Origin of the sequence: Citrobacter freundii complex sp. CFNIH2 (genome assembly GCF_002880615.1) — a bacterium.
In the GTDB taxonomy this organism is placed as follows: domain Bacteria; phylum Pseudomonadota; class Gammaproteobacteria; order Enterobacterales; family Enterobacteriaceae; genus Citrobacter_A; species Citrobacter_A amalonaticus_F.
Window position 1 is genome coordinate 241,853 of record NZ_CP025757.1, and the last position, 16,761, is coordinate 258,613.

At 54.4% G+C, this 16,761-nt stretch carries 16 protein-coding genes, 4 tRNA genes and 4 other RNA genes; 9 read left to right on the forward strand and 15 right to left on the reverse strand.

The features are described from left to right. Positions 1–38: 38 nt before the first annotated feature. Positions 39–905: a pyridoxine/pyridoxal/pyridoxamine kinase gene (gene pdxK, locus WM46_RS01110; protein WP_102601203.1), complete on the forward strand. Its 867-nt coding sequence runs from the start codon at positions 39–41 to the stop codon at positions 903–905. Continuing rightward, positions 902–1,141 (forward strand): cytoplasmic protein, encoded by a 240-nt coding sequence (locus tag WM46_RS01115; RefSeq protein ID WP_102601204.1) that lies wholly within the window; start codon positions 902–904, stop codon positions 1,139–1,141. Before pdxK ends, WM46_RS01115 begins: the two co-directional genes overlap by 4 nt. Positions 1,142–1,250: 109 nt before the next feature. Here WM46_RS01115 and crr read toward each other — a convergent pair whose 3' ends face one another. From crr to cysZ, 5 genes are all read right to left on the reverse strand, one after another. Continuing rightward, positions 1,251–1,760 (reverse strand): PTS glucose transporter subunit IIA, encoded by a 510-nt coding sequence (crr, locus tag WM46_RS01120; RefSeq protein ID WP_061074903.1) that lies wholly within the window; start codon positions 1,758–1,760, stop codon positions 1,251–1,253. A 40-nt stretch (positions 1,761–1,800) separates the two neighbouring features. Further along, complete coding sequence (gene ptsI, locus WM46_RS01125; protein WP_061074902.1) at positions 1,801–3,528, reverse strand: phosphoenolpyruvate-protein phosphotransferase PtsI; 1,728 nt, start codon at positions 3,526–3,528, stop codon at positions 1,801–1,803. 46 nt (positions 3,529–3,574) lie between these two features. Next, the gene (gene ptsH, locus WM46_RS01130) at positions 3,575–3,832 is read right to left on the reverse strand and encodes a phosphocarrier protein Hpr (protein ID WP_000487600.1); all 258 of its coding nucleotides are present in this window, start codon (positions 3,830–3,832) and stop codon (positions 3,575–3,577) included. 382 nt (positions 3,833–4,214) lie between these two features. Beyond that, positions 4,215–5,186, reverse strand: coding sequence for a cysteine synthase A (gene cysK, locus WM46_RS01140; RefSeq protein ID WP_042999909.1), 972 nt, complete (start codon positions 5,184–5,186; stop codon positions 4,215–4,217). 163 nt (positions 5,187–5,349) lie between these two features. Next, the gene (cysZ, locus tag WM46_RS01145) at positions 5,350–6,111 is read right to left on the reverse strand and encodes a sulfate transporter CysZ (protein ID WP_102601205.1); all 762 of its coding nucleotides are present in this window, start codon (positions 6,109–6,111) and stop codon (positions 5,350–5,352) included. Positions 6,112–6,341: 230 nt separating this feature from the next. On the opposite strand from cysZ, the gene zipA reads away from it, so the two are divergent. The 3 genes from zipA to WM46_RS01160 all read left to right on the forward strand — a co-directional run bounded on the left by zipA (position 6,342) and on the right by WM46_RS01160 (position 9,672). Next, complete coding sequence (gene zipA, locus WM46_RS01150; RefSeq protein WP_102601206.1) at positions 6,342–7,364, forward strand: cell division protein ZipA; 1,023 nt, start codon at positions 6,342–6,344, stop codon at positions 7,362–7,364. Positions 7,365–7,436: 72 nt separating this feature from the next. Next, positions 7,437–9,452, forward strand: coding sequence for an NAD-dependent DNA ligase LigA (gene ligA, locus WM46_RS01155; RefSeq protein ID WP_102601207.1), 2,016 nt, complete (start codon positions 7,437–7,439; stop codon positions 9,450–9,452). A gap of 1 nt (position 9,453) precedes the next feature. Continuing rightward, complete coding sequence (locus WM46_RS01160; protein ID WP_042317684.1) at positions 9,454–9,672, forward strand: DUF3820 family protein; 219 nt, start codon at positions 9,454–9,456, stop codon at positions 9,670–9,672. Here the strand turns inward: WM46_RS01160 and WM46_RS01165 are convergent. Next, the gene (locus WM46_RS01165; protein WP_102601208.1) at positions 9,669–10,667 is read right to left on the reverse strand and encodes a bile acid:sodium symporter family protein; all 999 of its coding nucleotides are present in this window, start codon (positions 10,665–10,667) and stop codon (positions 9,669–9,671) included. The genes WM46_RS01160 and WM46_RS01165 overlap by 4 nt on opposite strands. Positions 10,668–10,756: 89 nt before the next feature. Between WM46_RS01165 and WM46_RS01170 the strand changes: the two genes are divergently transcribed. Beyond that, positions 10,757–11,683, forward strand: a complete 927-nt coding sequence (locus WM46_RS01170; RefSeq protein WP_061074897.1) for a LysR family transcriptional regulator — start codon at positions 10,757–10,759, stop codon at positions 11,681–11,683. Here the strand turns inward: WM46_RS01170 and WM46_RS01175 are convergent. Further along, positions 11,674–12,015 carry a FlxA-like family protein gene (locus WM46_RS01175; RefSeq protein ID WP_102601209.1) on the reverse strand — a complete coding sequence of 114 codons (342 nt, stop codon included), beginning with the start codon at positions 12,013–12,015 and terminating at the stop codon, positions 11,674–11,676. The genes WM46_RS01170 and WM46_RS01175 overlap by 10 nt on opposite strands. Positions 12,016–12,251: 236 nt before the next feature. Between WM46_RS01175 and xapA the strand changes: the two genes are divergently transcribed. From xapA to WM46_RS01190, 3 genes are all read left to right on the forward strand, one after another. After that, a complete protein-coding gene (gene xapA / locus WM46_RS01180; protein WP_102601210.1) occupies positions 12,252–13,085 on the forward strand; it encodes a xanthosine phosphorylase in 834 nt (277 codons plus the stop codon). A gap of 64 nt (positions 13,086–13,149) precedes the next feature. Then, positions 13,150–14,406, forward strand: a complete 1,257-nt coding sequence (locus WM46_RS01185; RefSeq protein WP_102601211.1) for a nucleoside permease — start codon at positions 13,150–13,152, stop codon at positions 14,404–14,406. Positions 14,407–14,504: 98 nt separating this feature from the next. Further along, a complete protein-coding gene (locus WM46_RS01190) occupies positions 14,505–15,389 on the forward strand; it encodes a LysR family transcriptional regulator (protein ID WP_061074893.1) in 885 nt (294 codons plus the stop codon). 96 nt (positions 15,390–15,485) lie between these two features. On the opposite strand, the gene WM46_RS01195 is transcribed toward WM46_RS01190, so the two are convergent. The 8 genes from WM46_RS01195 to WM46_RS01230 form a co-directional block, all read right to left on the reverse strand. Next, positions 15,486–15,619, reverse strand: a non-coding RNA gene (locus WM46_RS01195) — RtT sRNA. A 22-nt stretch (positions 15,620–15,641) separates the two neighbouring features. Then, positions 15,642–15,775: non-coding RNA, RtT sRNA (locus tag WM46_RS01200), on the reverse strand. 22 nt (positions 15,776–15,797) lie between these two features. Next, positions 15,798–15,931: non-coding RNA, RtT sRNA (locus tag WM46_RS01205), on the reverse strand. A 22-nt stretch (positions 15,932–15,953) separates the two neighbouring features. Further along, positions 15,954–16,087, reverse strand: a non-coding RNA gene (locus tag WM46_RS01210) — RtT sRNA. A 22-nt stretch (positions 16,088–16,109) separates the two neighbouring features. Then, positions 16,110–16,185, reverse strand: a tRNA-Lys gene (locus WM46_RS01215). 4 nt (positions 16,186–16,189) lie between these two features. After that, positions 16,190–16,265 (reverse strand) — tRNA-Val (locus tag WM46_RS01220). A gap of 41 nt (positions 16,266–16,306) precedes the next feature. Then, a tRNA-Val gene (locus WM46_RS01225) sits at positions 16,307–16,382 on the reverse strand. Between the two features lie 45 nt (positions 16,383–16,427). Further along, positions 16,428–16,503 (reverse strand) — tRNA-Val (locus WM46_RS01230). Positions 16,504–16,761: the final 258 nt, after the last annotated feature.

A 16,761-nucleotide genomic window follows, 5' to 3' on the forward strand; every position in this document is an offset into this window, starting at 1 on the left:
TGAGGCACCCGCCCGCTGTCCAGTGAGAGGAGAAGTCTATGGGGCAGGAGAGTGATATTCAGTCAGTGCTCTTCGACGATAAGCATCGGGCGTTGCAGACCGATATTGTCGCCGTTCAGTCACAGGTGGTGTATGGCAGCGTCGGCAATAGCATCGCTGTGCCAGCCATCAAAGCAAAGGGTTTGCGGGTGACGGCGGTGCCTACCGTCCTGTTCAGTAATACTCCGCACTATGACACGTTCTATGGGGGCGTCATTCCGGCTGACTGGTTCCGTGGTTATTTGCTGGCGTTAAGCGAGCGTGATGCGGTGCGCGAGTTAAAGGCCGTGACCACCGGTTATATGGGCAGCGCGGAACAAATCGCCCTGCTGGCGCAATGGTTGCAAGACGTTCGTAAAACGCATCCTGATATTCCTGTTCTGGTCGATCCGGTGATTGGCGATACCGACAGCGGAATGTATGTGAAAGCGGAAATACCGGATGCCTATCGGCATCACCTGTTGCCGCTGGCGCAGGGGCTGACGCCGAATGTCTTTGAACTGGAGATGCTCAGCGGTATGCCGTGCCACACGCTGGAGGACGCGGTCGTCGCGGCGAGATCGCTGCTGACCGACACGCTGAAGTGGATTGTGATCACCAGCGCGCCTGGACAGGACAGTGAAACCATCAATGTGGCGGTAGTGACGGCCCAAACGCTGGATGTGATTGAGCATCCGCGGGTAGAAACCGATCTGAAAGGAACCGGCGATCTGTTTTGTGCCGAGTTGATTAGCGGCATTGTGCTGGGGAAATCGCTGACGCAGGCAACGCAACAGGCCGCGGAACGCGTGCTGACGGTGATGACATGGACGCAGCAATGCGGATGTGACGAACTGATACTGCCTCCGGCAGGGGAGGCGCGATGAAGAGTTATCGGTTGGTGGTTCGCCAGCAAGGGCGCATTGTGGGGCATTTTGAAACCAGTGGGCTGAGTGCGCTGGAAGATATCTGCGTGGCGCGCGCGATGTTTGGCATCACGGGTGGCTATCAGTGCGAACTGCTGGTTTCTGATTCAGAAAAGCGGATGCTGGAGAGTGGGCCGGAAGGGATGAAAATCCTGATGCGTGAAAAGTGTTATCGCCCGGTGACCTCGCCATTGTGACCCCGGTACCGATGCCGGATGGCGGCGCGAACGCCTTATCAGGCGGGTTTTGCCATCCGGTAGATAAAAAAATGGCGCCAGAAGGCGCCATTTTTTCCTGCGGCAAGAATTATTTCTTGATGCGGATAACCGGGGTTTCACCCACAGTCACGCTACCGGACAGTTTGATCAGTTCTTTGATTTCGTCCATGTTGGAGATAACAACCGGAGTCAGGGTTGACTTGGCTTTTTCTTCCAGCAGCGGCAGATCGAATTCAATAACCGGGTCACCCACTTTCACACGCTGGCCTTCTTCAGCGATACGCTTGAAGCCTTCGCCTTTCAGCTCAACGGTGTCGATACCGAAGTGAACAAACAGTTCGATACCGTTATCGGATTCGATAGAGAACGCATGGTTGGTCTCAAAGATTTTGCCGATGGTACCGTCAACCGGTGCAACCATCTTATTACCGGTTGGTTTGATAGCGATGCCATCACCCACGATTTTTTCAGCAAAAACGACATCCGGTACGTCTTCGATGTTGACGATCTCGCCAGAGAGCGGTGCAACAATCTCAATAGTTCCGGTGTCTTTCTTATCATCAGAAACCAGAGACTTCAGTTTATCGAACAAACCCATGATCTTCTCCTAAGCAGTAAATTGGGCCGCATCTCGTGGATTAGCAGATTGTTTTTTCTTCAATGAACTTGTTAACCAGCGTCATTAACTCGTCCGTTGTCGGTTGAGCAAGAGCCTGCTCTGCTAACACCTTCGCATCTTCGAAGTTCGTGTTACGGATAATCTTCTTAATGCGCGGGATAGAAATGGCGCTCATAGAGAATTCGTCCAGACCCATCCCCAGCAACAGAAGTGTAGCACGTTCGTCGCCTGCAAGCTCACCACACATGCCAGTCCATTTACCTTCAGCATGAGAAGCATCAATAACTTGCTTGATCAATGTGAGGACAGATGGCGACATTGGCTGGTAGAGATGTGAAATCATATCATTACCACGGTCAACTGCCAGAGTGTACTGCGTTAAATCATTGGTGCCGATACTAAAGAAATCAACTTCTTTGGCTAAATGACGAGCAATTGTTGCCGCAGCCGGTGTTTCCACCATCACGCCAATCTCAATGGTTTCGTCAAATGCTTTACCTTCGTCACGCAGTTCCTGTTTGTAGATTTCAATCTCTTTGCGCAGCGCGCGGACTTCTTCAACAGAGATGATCATCGGGAACATAATGCGCAGTTTGCCGAAAGCAGACGCGCGCAGGATAGCGCGAACCTGATCGCGCAGGATCTCTTTACGATCCATCGCGATACGCACGGCACGCCAGCCCAGGAACGGGTTTTCTTCTTTCGGGAAGTTCATGTACGGCAGTTCTTTGTCGCCGCCGATGTCCATGGTACGCACGATCACCGCCTGAGAGCCACAGGCTTCAGCCACGGCTTTGTAAGCCGCAAACTGTTCTTCTTCAGTCGGCAGCGCGTCGCGATCCATAAACAGGAATTCAGTACGGTACAGACCAACGCCTTCCGCACCGTTGCGTTCTGCGCCTTCAACGTCACGCACGGTACCGATATTGGCGCACACTTCAACCTGATGACCATCCAGAGTGATGGCTGGCAGGTCTTTCAGTTTAGCCAGTTCCGCTTTTTCAGTGGCAACTTGCTCCTGAACGGCGCGCAGTTTTTCAATTTCTTCGTTGGTCGGGTTGACGTAAACCTGGTTGTTTACGGCATCCAGAATCAGATAATCGTCGTTTTTCACCTGAGAGGTGACGCTACCGGTCCCCACGATGGCTGGCAGTTCCAGAGAACGCGCCATGATAGAGGTGTGGGAAGTGCGACCGCCCACGTCAGTAATGAAACCCAGCACCTTCTGCAGGTTCAGCTGTGCGGTTTCGGACGGGGTCAGGTCAGCGGCAACCAGGATCACTTCGTCCTGAATGGCGCTCAGGTCAATAATTGCCAGCCCGAGGATGTTGCGCAGCAGGCGCTTACCGATGTCACGTACGTCAGCCGCACGTTCTTTCAGGTATTCATCATCCAGTTCTTCCAGGGCAGTGGCCTGACCTTCGATAATTTCATGCGCAGCTGCGTCAGCCGTCATGTGTTTATCTTTAATCAGGGCTATGATTTCCTGCTCCAGCTCCTCATCTTCGAGCAGCATAATATGCCCTTCGAAAATGGCTTCTTTTTCTTCACCGAACGTTTCACCAGCTTTCGTTTTGATCGCTTCTAACTGTGCAGATGCCTTGGCACGACCGCTCAGAAAACGTTCAACTTCCTGATCAACCTTGTCGGCAGAAACTTTTTTCCGGTCAATGACGATTTCGTCTTCTTTCAGCAAAAGTGCTTTGCCAAAAGCGATACCCGGGGATGCTAAAATGCCTGAAATCATAACCCTACCTTACTTGTGACTGATTTTTAAAAGAACCCGGAAAAACTTATTCCAGTTCCGCCATCAGCTTGACCAGATGTTCTACGGCTTTCTGCTCGTCTTCACCTTCTGCAGAGATGGTAACGACGGTACCCTGAGTCAGACCCAGAGTTTGCAGTTTAAACAGGCTTTTCGCGCTGGCGCTTTTGCCGTTGGAAGTCACAGTAATCTCAGAAGTGAAGCCTTTCGCTTCTTTAACAAACTGAGCAGCAGGGCGGGTGTGCAGACCGTTCGGAGCGGTAATGGTAACTTCTTGCTGGAACATTGTATTTCCCCAACTTATAGGTTTAGTGTTGTGGAACTAAAGTCTAGCCTGGCGGTTTGACTTTAGCCTGTATTGTTAGCGCCGGCGTAAACGGGCGCGACACACCAGGTGTTTTACGCAATCCGTTGCAGTCAACCTCTGGCCGCTGACGTTTCGCTCGTCATTAAACATTATGCCGCTAAATCAATACTTGAACCAAATCATAAAATCGATTCAGCCAGCAGTTTTCCTGTAACGATTAATTTCGCGCTTCAAAATAATTAATCAGGTTAAATACCAGACCTGGCGGGGTGAAGCAATGGCAGGTGGGGTGAAAGTTTGAAGCAGGCCACAAAAAAGCACCTGAAAAGGTGCTTTTTTACGCGTTTTTAACATGCTGGCATTACTGTTGCAATTCTTTCTCTGTGAAGAGATCGGCAAACAGTGCTGTGCTCAGATAACGCTCACCCGATGACGGTAGGATAACCACAATATTCTTATTGGTAAAGGTTTCATCTTCCTGAAGCTTAAGGGCGGCAGCCACTGCGGCTCCGGAGGAGATACCGGCAAGAATGCCTTCCTCTTCCATCAGGCGACGGGCGGTAGAGATCGCCTCTTCGTTGGTGATGGCGACCACTTTATCGATCAGTTTCAGATCCAGGTTGCCCGGAATGAAACCGGCACCGATACCCTGAATTTTGTGCGGACCTGGCTTCAGCTCTTCACCTGCCAGCGCCTGCGCGATAACCGGGGAGTCTGTCGGCTCAACGGCAACGGTAATCAGGTCGGTTTTGCCTTTGGTGCCTTTAATATAGCGGGTGACGCCGGTCAGCGTACCGCCAGTCCCCACGCCGGAGATGAAAACGTCAACCTGGCCGTCGGTATCTTCCCAGATTTCCGGACCGGTGGTTTTTTCGTGAATTTCCGGGTTAGCCGGGTTGCTGAACTGCTGAAGCAGCAGATATTTCGCTGGATCGCTGGCAACAATTTCTTCTGCTTTCTGAATTGCGCCTTTCATGCCTTTTGCGCCTTCGGTCAGCACCAGATTGGCGCCCAGCGCTTTCAGCAGTTTACGACGTTCGATACTCATGGTTTCCGGCATGGTCAGCGTCAGCTTGTAACCACGTGCCGCAGCGACATAGGCCAGCGCGATACCGGTGTTGCCGCTGGTGGGTTCAACCAGCTCGACGCCCGGTTTCAGCACGCCGCGTTTTTCAGCATCCCAAATCATGTTGGCACCAATACGGCATTTCACGCTGAAGCTTGGGTTACGTGATTCCACCTTCGCCAGAATGCGTCCGTTACCGATACGGTTCAGTCGAACCAGCGGCGTATGACCGATAGTCAGCGAGTTGTCTTCAAAAATCTTACTCATGGCCTGTCCTTAACTGTATGAAATTGGGATACCTTCCCAGCATACCCTTCAGACGAATATGGGGAAGTAAGGATTTCGCATATCTATATGCTATGGAGAAATAATGGGTATCAGTATGGAATAAGAGGTGGCATAAGCCACCTCTCGTTTACACATTTTTGCATTACTTCCATAACGCATGTTTAGCACGATAGCAATCCACCCACATCGCCGTGGCGCCACAAACCGCCACCGGCATGATGAAGAGATTAAGCACCGGGATCAGGGTAAACAGGCTGGTAAGGGCACCAAACTGCATATTGATGACTTTACGGCTGCGCAGGGCGGTGCGCATCTCTTTAAACGGCACTTTATGGTTGTCAAAAGGGTAATCGCAATACTGAATGGCCAGCATCCAGGCGCTGAACAGGAACCACAGTACGGGAGCGACGGTTTGCCCGATGCCGGGAATAAAGTATAGGATCAGCAGTACAATGGCGCGCGGCAGATACCAGGCGAGCTTTTGCCATTCGCGTTTCATAATCCGCGGCACATCTTTCATGATCCCCAGAACGCCCGTGTCCGGCGGCGTAGCGCCCGTCAACCGTGCTTCCAGTTGCTCCGCCAGCAGCCCGTTAAACGGCGCGGCAATCCAGTTGGCCAGGGTCGAGAAAAAATAGCCAAACACCAGCAGCACAGAGATGACCGCGACAGGCCACAGCAGATAGCTCAGCCATTGCAGCCAGTCCGGGACGTGACTCATGAGCGACGGGATCCAGACATCCAGCTGTGTGAACAGCCACCAGAACGCACTGCCCATTAGCAGGATGTTTACCAGTAGCGGTAAAATGACATAGCGACGGATCCCCGGTTGCGAAACCAGTTTCCATCCCTGAGCAAAGTAGTAAAAACCGCTGCGTGGTGCAGTGACAGATGATGACACCATAGTCAGGACATGCTCCTTTTCGTATAAGTCCTAAGCGAACACGGGTATCTTACCGGGTTATCGCACACAGAACAGTTCGGAAATGTTCGAAAAAACAGCAAAAAGCACGATTTCGTTCATCTTTATGCTGTGAAAGCTAAGAGTACACTTGCACTTGACGTAATCGGCAAATACTCTTAGTGAGTAAATGTTTGCCGTGGTGGCAAGGTGTTAGAACAACAGAGAATATAATGATGCAGGATTTGCGTCTGATATTAATCATTGTTGGCGCGATCGCCATAATCGCTTTACTGGTACATGGTTTCTGGACCAGCCGTAAAGAACGATCTTCTATGTTCCGCGATCGTCCACTGAAACGCATGAAATCAAAACGCGACGACGACTCGTATGACGATGATGTTGAAGCAGACGAAGGCGTGGGTGAAGTTCGTGTTCACCGCGTGAATCATGCCCCTGGCAACCCGCAGGAGCATGAAGCTCCTCGCCAGTCGCCGCAACACCAGTACCAGCCGCCTTATGCGTCGGCACAGCCGCGTCAGCCGGTTCAGCCATCGTCTGAAGCGCCGGTACAGCCGCAGCATGCCCCGCGTCCGCCGCAGCAGCCGGTACACCAGCCGCAGCAATCCGCTCAGCCGCAGCCGGTGCATCAGCCTGCGCCACTGCAACCTGTGCAACAGCCGCAGCCTGTGCAACAACCCGTCGCGCCGCAGGTTCAGCCCGTTCAGCCGACTGCACCGCAGCCGTCGCAGCAGGCTTTCCAGCCCGCAGAACCCGTGGTCGAGCCGCAGCCAGAGCCCGTCGTTGAAGAAGCGCCAGCCCCGGAAAAACCGCAGCGTAAAGAAGCGGTAATCATCATGAACGTCGCCGCCCATCATGGCAGCGAGCTTAACGGTGAAGTGCTGCTCAACAGCATCGAGCAGGCCGGATTCAAATTTGGCGACATGAATATCTTCCATCGTCATCTGAGCCCGGATGGCAGCGGCCCGGCATTGTTCAGCCTGGCGAATATGGTTAACCCGGGTACGTTTGATCCAGAAATGGTCGATTTCACCACGCCGGGCGTGACCATCTTTATGCAGGTGCCGTCTTACGGCGACGAACTGCAGAACTTCAAACTGATGCTGCAATCCGCACAGCATATTGCCGATGAAGTCGGCGGTGTGGTGCTCGACGATCAGCGTCGGATGATGACGCCGCAAAAATTGCGCGAGTATCAGGACCGTATCCGCGAAGTGAAAGACGCGAACGCCTGATACACTCAAGGCACGACAACTTCCTTTCTGAACCCCCGCCTGTCGGGGGTTTTTTATCATTGATGGTGCGATATGGAATCAATCGAACAACAACTGACCGAACTGCGAACCACGCTTCGCCATCATGAGTATCTTTACCATGTGATGGATGCGCCAGAAATCCCCGATGCAGAATATGACCGCCTGATGCGGGAACTGCGTGCACTGGAAGCGCAACACCCGGAGCTGATTACCCCGGACTCTCCGACGCAGCGTGTGGGCGCCGCGCCGCTGGCATCTTTCAGCCAGATTCGTCATGAAGTGCCGATGTTGTCACTGGACAACGTCTTTGATGAGGAGAGTTTCCTGGCGTTTAACAAGCGCGTGCAGGACCGCCTTAAGAGCAGCGATAAGCTGACCTGGTGCTGTGAGCTGAAGCTGGACGGCCTGGCGGTCAGCATTCTCTACGAAAACGGGGTGCTGGTGAGTGCTGCAACCCGTGGCGATGGCACGACGGGTGAGGATATTACTTCAAACGTGCGGACTATCCGCGCCATTCCGCTGAAACTCCATGGCGATAACATTCCGACGCGCCTGGAAGTGCGTGGCGAAGTTTTCCTGCCACAGGCTGGTTTTGAAAAGATCAATGAAGAGGCTCGCCGTACGGGCGGAAAGCTGTTTGCTAACCCGCGTAACGCAGCGGCGGGCTCGCTGCGCCAGCTCGATCCGCGCATCACCGCGAAGCGACCGCTCACTTTCTTCTGCTATGGCGTTGGCGTGCTGGAAGGCGGCGAACTGCCCGATACTCATCTGGGCCGCCTGCTGCAATTCAAAGCATGGGGGCTGCCGGTCAGCGATCGCGTGACCCTGTGCGACTCGCCGGAAGCGGTGCTGGCGTTTTACCACAAGGTGGAAGAAGACCGTCCGACCCTGGGCTTCGACATCGATGGGGTGGTGATTAAGGTCAACTCGATGGCGCTACAGGAGCAACTGGGTTTCGTCGCACGCGCGCCGCGCTGGGCGGTGGCCTTTAAATTCCCGGCGCAGGAGCAGATGACCTTTGTTCGTGACGTGGAATTTCAGGTCGGGCGTACCGGGGCGATTACTCCCGTTGCGCGTCTTGAACCGGTACAGGTTGCCGGCGTGCTGGTGAGTAACGCTACGCTGCATAACGCCGATGAAATCGAGCGTCTTGGCCTGCGCATTGGCGATAAGGTGGTGATTCGCCGTGCTGGCGATGTCATCCCGCAGGTGGTCAACGTGGTGCTTTCCGAGCGTCCGGACGACACCCGGCCAGTGGAATTTCCGACGCATTGCCCGGTATGCAATTCCGATGTTGAACGCGTGGAAGGTGAAGCGGTTGCTCGCTGTACCGGCGGCCTGATTTGCGGCGCGCAGCGTAAAGAGTCCCTCAAGCATTTCGTGTCTCGTCGGGCGATGGACGTGGACGGGATGGGTGACAAAATTATCGATCAACTGGTCGAGAAAGAGTATGTCCATACGCCAGCGGACCTGTTCAGGCTGACTGCCGGGAAACTGACCGGCCTCGACCGAATGGGACCAAAGTCGGCGCAAAACGTGGTGGATGCGCTGGAAAAATCTAAAGAGACGACCTTTGCGCGCTTCCTGTATGCGCTGGGGATTCGCGAGGTCGGCGAAGCCACAGCGGCGGGGCTGGCGGCCTTTTTTGGTACGCTGGAGGCGCTGGAAGCGGCGTCTATTGACGAGCTACAAAAAGTCCCCGACGTGGGCATTGTGGTCGCCACCCATGTGTTCAACTTCTTTGCCGAAGAGAGCAACCGCGAGGTGATCGCGCAGCTACTGGCAGAAGGCATTCGCTGGCCCGCGCCGGTGGTGATCAACGCGGAAGAGATTGACAGTCCTTTTGCCGGGAAAACAGTCGTGCTGACGGGGAGCCTTAGCCTGATGTCGCGCGATGATGCTAAAGCGCGGCTGGTAGAGCTTGGTGCGAAAGTGGCGGGCAGCGTCTCGAAGAAGACCGATCTGGTCATTGCTGGCGAAGCGGCAGGTTCCAAGCTGGCAAAAGCGCAGGAGTTGGGGATTGCGGTGATCGACGAAGCGGAAATGCTCCGCCTGCTGGGTGTCTGAGATGGAGAAAGAGCAGCTCGTTGAGATTGCCAACACGGTGATGCCGTTTGGCAAATACAAAGGGCGTCGGTTGATCGATGTGCCGGAAGAGTATCTGCTGTGGTTTGCCCGTAAGGATGAGTTCCCGGCGGGCAAACTGGGCGAGCTGATGCAAATTACGCTGCTGATCAAAACCGAAGGGCTGAGCCAGCTGGTTCAGCCCCTGAAACGTCCGCTTTAAGCTTTGGCGGCGCGGCTGTCCTGCTGCGCCTGTAACTGTTCGGCCTGGCGCTTATAGCGACGCGCCAGCACCGCACAGACCATCAACTGAATCTGGTGGAAGATCATCAGCGGCAGTACCATCATCCCAATGACCGACGTCGGGAAGAGGATGTTGGCCATGGGGACGCCGTTCGCCAGACTCTTTTTCGACCCGCAGAAAACAATCGTGATCTCGTCAGCTTTGTTGAAGCCGCATTTACGCGCCACAACGATGTTTACGGCAATCACGATGGCGAGCAGCACAATGCTGACCACCACGATAAACAGCAGCGATCCCCAGCCCACTTTGTGCCAGATCCCGTTCACGACGGCTTCGCTGAAGGCGGAATAAACCACCAGCAAAATTGACGTCTGGTCAGTCTTCGCAATCCATTTTTTATTTCGTGCGACCCACTTGCCGATCCACGGACGGGAAAGGTGACCCAGCACAAACGGCAGCAGCAGTTGCAGCATGATTTTGCCGACCTGCTCCAGGCTGCCCTCTGCACCGTGAATGTTCATCACGAGACCAACTAACAGCGGCGAGAGGAAAATCCCCAACAGGCTGGAGGCCGAGGCTGAGCAGACCGCCGCCGCAACGTTCCCGCCCGCCAGCGACGTAAAGGCAATCGCCGACTGTACCGTGGCGGGCAAAATGCACAGATACAGGAAACCGGTGTACAGCATCGGGTCAACGTTGACTGGCGCCCACCAGGCAAACAGTACGCCGAGCACCGGGAACAGAATGAAGGTGCTGCACATCACCCACAGGTGCAAACGCCAGTGGCTGCCGCCCGCGATGATGGCTTCGCGTGAGAGCTTTGCCCCGTGCATAAAGAACAGGAGCGCGATGGCCGCAGTAGTGATGCCTTCAACAACTGGCACAAAATCTCCCTCTGCTGGAAAAAATGAGGCCAGCAGGACGACCGCAATCAGGGTCAGCGTAAACGGATCAAGGATACGAAAAATATTCATAAATACTCCAGGAATTCGGTGTCCTCATTTTGCGTTTTTCATTTTGAGAAATAAAATTGATTTATTGCATCTATATATGAATTGAGTTGATGAATTATTCTCTGCGTCAATTACGTGTGTTTGTTACCGTTGCTCAGGAGCGAAGTTTCAGCCGGGCCGGTGAGTGTATTGGTCTGAGCCAGTCGGCGGTCAGTCACAGTATCAAAGAACTGGAGCGTCAGACAGGGGTGAAACTGCTGAACCGCACGACGCGTGAAGTGGTGCTGACGGATGCCGGGCAACAGCTGGCGGGTCGCCTGGAGCGACTGCTGGATGAACTGCACATCACGCTGCGGGAAGCGGGTAGGGTGGGCACGCAACTCACCGGTACGGTTCGCGTGGCGGCAAGTCAGACGATCTCCGCCCATCTCATTCCGCAGTGCATTGCGCAAAGTAATCAGCGCTATCCGGCGATTGACTTTGTCCTGCACGATCGACCGCAGCAGTGGGTGCTGGAAAGTATCCGCCAGGGCGAAGTGGATTTTGGCATTGTGATTGATCCTGGCGCGGTGAGTGATTTGCAGTGCGAAGCGATACTCTCCGAACCTTTCCTTCTGCTTTGCCATCAGGCGCACCCGCTGGCGCAACAGGAGTGGGTGAGCTGGCAGGATCTCCAGCAGGAACGACTGGTGTTGCAGGATTACGCCTCGGGGAGTCGGCCGCTCATTGACGCGGCGCTTGCGCACTTTGCGATAGAGGCCAATATTGTGCAGGAAATTGGCCACCCGGCGACGCTGTTTCCGATGGTGGAAGCGGGGATAGGTATCAGCATTTTGCCTGCGCTGGCCTTACCGTTGCCGCAGGGGAGTCATTTGCAGGTGAAGCGACTGACGCCGGTGGTGGAAAGACAGCTGATGCTGGCGCGGCGCAAAAACCGCTCGTTGTCGACAGCAGCCCAGGCGCTGTGGGAGGTGGTCCGCACCCAGGCGAATGCATTAACGTCTTTACGTGCGCAGGATCCGCTCTATCAGATATAGACATCAATCTGATGGTCGTCGGAAGGATAATTAACGCCTTCCGCTTTAACCTGGGTTTGTTCCTGTTTTTGCTGGGCTTCCTCGGCCTGTTGACGCTGTAGCTGTGCCAGCTGCGCCTGCAACATTTTGATCTGCGTCTGGATCAATTCCTGCTGCTTTTGCTTCTCTTCGGCACTGCCGCTGCCGTTTGAGACGTCTTTGAGCTTCTGCGTCAGTTGAGTGATTTTTTCCGCAATCTGCGCGATTTGTGCAGAGACGCTGTTCCCGGAGGCGGCTTGAGTCCCACCGCCGCTGCTTTGGACGGAAGGGGTCGAGACGTTGATGGTGGTCATCGTGGTTTCCTTTTGCCAGTAAAACTACGATATCGGCACACGTTCGCAGACCTTCAGTACTCCCTGCCATTTTTGGCAGTCATGCTTTTTCTCATCTGACGGCGCTGCATCGCCTTATCAATATAGATTTGCTATCGATCGGCAGGGAAAACTGTATTGGTAATCGATTGCGTACTCTCGTTATAACCATTATCTCCCTCACTCAATGAGTGATTAGCCGATTATAAGGACATCTCATGACCGACTCCCACTTTTCCCAGAATCCCTGGAACAGCGCTGATATTATTCGCGGCTACAAACCTGACTTCACGCCGCGTGTCGCCTTTATCCTTGGCTCGGGTTTAGGCGCGCTGGCTGAGCAGATAGAAGATGCGGTGGCGATTTCCTATGAGAAGCTGCCGGGGTTCCCGGTCAGCACCGTTCACGGGCACGCGGGTGAGTTGGTGCTCGGTCATCTGGCTGGCGTCCCGGTTGCCTGTATGAAAGGGCGCGGGCACTTCTACGAAGGACGCGGCATGACCGTGATGACCGACGCTATTCGCACGATGAAGCTGCTGGGCTGCGAACTGCTGTTCTGCACTAACGCAGCGGGTTCTCTGCGCCCGGAAGTGGGGCCGGGGAGTCTGGTGGCCCTAAGCGACCATATTAACACCATGCCGGGGACACCAATGGTTGGCCCGAACGACGAACGCTTTGGCGAGCGTTTCTTCTCGCTGGCCAATGCCTATGACGCCGATTATCGTGCGGTTTTACAGGCCGTTGCCGCCGATGAGGGCTTCACGCTGAGTGAAGGCGTATTTGTTTCCTATCCGGGACCTAACTTTGAGACAGCCGCGGAGATCCGCATGATGCAGATCATTGGCGGCGATGTGGTCGGGATGTCGGTGGTGCCTGAAGTCATCACCGCCCGCCACTGCGGACTGAAAGTGGTTGCCGTGTCGGCGATCACCAATCTGGCGGAAGGCCTGGGCGATGTGAAACTCTCGCACGCGCAAACCCTGGCCGCCGCTGAACTTTCCCGGCAGAACTTTATCGACCTGATTTGCGGGTTCCTGCGTAAACTGGCCTGAAACAGATAATAATAATGACCCCGCTTGCCAGCGGGGTTCGTACTCTACGGCAAGGAAGAGAAAAATGGGTATTGCGTCCCGATTAAAGATCATGTCGTTTATGCAATATTTTATCTGGGGAAGCTGGCTGGTAACCCTGGGCTCATACATGATTAACACCCTTCATTTTACCGGCGCCAACGTGGGTATGGTATACAGCTCAAAAGGGCTGGCGGCGATTATTATGCCCGGCATTATGGGGATTATTGCGGACAAATGGCTGCGGGCAGAGCGCACCTACATGATCTGCCATCTGGTCTGCGCGGGCGTCTTGCTGTATGCGACCACGGTGACTGACCCGGACACGATGTTCTGGGTGATGTTGATCAACGCAATGGCTTTCATGCCGACCATTTCGCTTTCGAACAGCGTCTCCTACTCCTGCCTGGCGCAGGCAGGGCAAGATCCAGTAAGCGCATTTCCACCTGTTCGCGTTTTTGGCACGATTGGCTTTATCGTTGCGATGTGGACCGTCAGTCTGATGGGCCTGGAGCTGAGCAGCGCGCAGCTGTACATTGCATCCGGCGCGTCGTTGCTGTTGGCGCTCTATGCGCTCACGCTGCCGAAAATTCCGGTGGCCGAAAAGAAAGCGAGCGCGTCGTTCGCCAGTAAGCTGGGGCTGGACGCATTCGTGTTGTTTAAAAATCCGCGGATGGCGATTTTCTTTCTGTTTGCCATGATGTTGGGGGCGGTGCTGCAAATTACCAACGTTTTCGGCAATCCTTTCCTGCACGACTTTGCCCGTAACCCGGAATTCGCTGACAGCTTTGTGGTGAAATACCCGTCCATCTTACTGTCCGTCTCGCAGATGGCAGAAGTGGGCTTTATCCTGACCATCCCGTTCTTCCTCAAACGTTTTGGCATCAAAACGGTCATGTTGATGAGCATGCTGGCGTGGACATTGCGCTTTGGCTTCTTTGCCTTTGGCGATCCGTCGCCGTTCGGTTTTGTTCTGCTACTGCTGTCGATGATCGTCTATGGCTGCGCATTCGACTTCTTCAATATCTCTGGCTCCGTCTTCGTTGAGCAGGAGGTGGAATCACGGATCCGTGCCAGCGCGCAGGGGCTGTTTATGACGATGGTCAATGGCGTCGGGGCGTGGGTGGGTTCCATTCTGAGCGGTATAGCGGTGGATTACTTCTCGGTGGATGGCGTGAAGGACTGGCAAACCATCTGGTTGGTCTTTGCGGCGTATGCCCTGGCGCTGGCGGTGATTTTCGCGCTGTTCTTTAAGTACAAACATGAGCCTGAAAAGCTGGCACAGCACTCGCTGGCTCGTTAATCTCTCTTCGCGGCGGGCGTTTGTTGCCCGCCGTTCCTGTTCTGCGACGCATTGTGGTAATTTGGCGCATTCGTTTTCCCCTCTGGAGCGCATTACCCATGGAACGCACGCATCGTATCGATCTTAAGCTACTGCGTTATTTTCTTGCTGTCGCAGAAGAATTGCATTTTGGACGCGCCGCCGCTCGTCTGAATATGTCGCAGCCTCCACTGAGTATTCATATTAAGGAGCTGGAACAAGAGCTCGGCACGCTGTTGTTCATCCGCCATTCCCGCAGCGTGGCGCTGACCCATGCGGGTAAAATCCTGATGGAGGAGTCTCGGCGTCTGCTTTCCAGCGCTAATCAGGTGTTGGCGCGTGTCGAACAGATCGGGCGCGGCGAGGCAGGGCGGATCGAACTGGGGGTGATCGGTACTGCAATGTGGGGAAAAATGCGCCCGGTGATGCGGCGATTTCTGAAGACGAACCCCAACGTTGAGGTGATGTTTCGCGAAAATATGCCCGCGATGCAAATGGCCATGCTGGAACGACGTGAACTGGATGCTGGCGTCTGGCGAATGGCGATTGAGCCTGCGCCGGGGTTTACCAGCCTGCGACTGCATGAATCCTCTTTTCTGGTGGCGATGCCGGAAGAGCATCCGCTGACGGCCCGTGAGGCCGTGCCGTTAGAAGCACTGCGCAATGAATACTTCGTCACCATGCCTTCCATTCACACCGACTGGGCATTCCTGCAACGCGTTTGCCAGAGCGCCGGATTTTCTCCGATGATTATTCGCGAAGTGATGGAGCCGCAAACGGTGCTGGCGATGATCAGTATGGGGATTGGCATTACGCTGATTGCCGATAGCTATGCGCAGATGAACTGGCCGGGAGTGGTGTTTCGTCCGTTAGAAGAGCGTATTCCGGCAGATTTATACATTGTGTATGACCAGCAGCAAGCGACACCCGCGCTGGAGCACATGATTGATGCGTTAACGGCGTAACTGAGACGTGTAGGCCTGATAAGCGAAGCGCCATCAGGCTCGAATCGTTATATTCTGCGCATAGTAAAAAGGCGCCGCCAGCGCCCTCTTTTACATTGGTGGGTCGTGCAGGATGACTCGCTTCGCTCGCCCTTCGGGCCGTCGCCGCAAGCGGCTCCGTTGTCTCACTGCGTTCGACCCGAACCTGCCGCAGGTTCGAATCGTTATATTCTTCGCATAGCAAAAAGGCGCCTTTAGGGCGCCTTTTTACATTGGTGGGTCGTGCAGGATGACTCGCTTCGCTCGCCCTTCGGGCCGTCGCCGCAAGCGGCTCCGTTGTCTCACTGCGTTCGACCCGAACCTGCCGCAGGTTCGAATCGTTATATTCTACGCATAGCAAAAAGGCGCCTTTAGGGCGCCTTTTTACATTGGTGGGTCGTGCAGGATGACTCGCTTCGCTCGCCCTTCGGGCCGTCGCCGCAAGCGGCTCCGTTGTCTCACTGCGTTCGACCCGAACCTGCCGCAGGTTCGAATCGTTATATTCTACGCATAGCAAAAAGGCGCCTTTAGGGCGCCTTTTTACATTGGTGGGTCGTGCAGGATGACTCGCTTCGCTCGCCCTTCGGGCCGTCGCCGCAAGCGGCTCCGTTGTCTCACTGCGTTCGACCCGAACCTGCCGCAGGTTCGAATCGTTATATTCTACGCATAGCAAAAAGGCGCCTTTAGGGCGCCTTTTTACATTGGTGGGTCGTGCAGGATTCGAACCTGCGACCAATTGATTAAAAGTCAACTGCTCTACCAACTGAGCTAACGACCCGAAGTGGTGGGTGATGACGGGATCGAACCGCCGACCCCCTCCTTGTAAGGGAGGTGCTCTCCCAGCTGAGCTAATCACCCACTTCGGTACTTCACAATAAGAAATTTAGCTGGCGAGAAAGTGGTGGGTGATGACGGGATCGAACCGCCGACCCCCTCCTTGTAAGGGAGGTGCTCTCCCAGCTGAGCTAATCACCCACTTCTCAATTTCTTATCTACACGGCGGAGACTACATAAAGTAGTTGGTGGGTGATGACGGGATCGAACCGCCGACCCCCTCCTTGTAAGGGAGGTGCTCTCCCAGCTGAGCTAATCACCCCCGCTGTGTGGAGTCGCATTATAGGGAGAGTTGAAAATGAGTCAACGCCTTTTCTAAAGAAATTGTTCGTTCGTCGTAATTTTAAGCAAAACGATCGTGAAACGGTCTCTGGCGCATGATTTCTAAACAAAAACGGTTCTGCACGGCGTTTACCCGGTAACAACATTGAGGATTTACCTCACAGTGATAGAATATCGGCCATTCCATTTTTCCCGGATTTGCCGGTTGTCGGCATCTTTATAAACGTAAGGCCATTTC